At 53.9% G+C, this 204-nt stretch carries 1 tRNA gene; it reads right to left on the minus strand.

Annotated elements, in window-relative coordinates:
* Positions 1 to 124: 124 nt before the first annotated feature.
* Positions 125 to 199, minus strand: a tRNA-Glu gene (locus H9X86_RS13190).
* Between the last annotated feature and the right edge of the window lie 5 nt (positions 200 to 204).

Genomic DNA, 204 nt, shown 5'->3' on the forward strand with positions numbered 1-204 from the left:
CCCAAAAGCACTTGGGCTCCATCGGCAAACCAACGAAGTGTTTGTCGATGGAAATGAGAAAGCAACGAAGGGAGTGAGCTTTCACGCTGGCGTGGAAGCGAATGATCCGTAGTTTGCTTTCGAATGGTGACCCGTACGAGAGTCGAACTCGTGTTTGCGGCGTGAGAGGCCGCCGTCTTAACCACTTGACCAACGGGCCATCGT

The organism is Pseudoflavonifractor capillosus, assembly GCF_016902575.1.
Lineage (GTDB): Bacteria > Bacillota > Clostridia > Oscillospirales > Oscillospiraceae > Enterenecus > Enterenecus capillosus_A.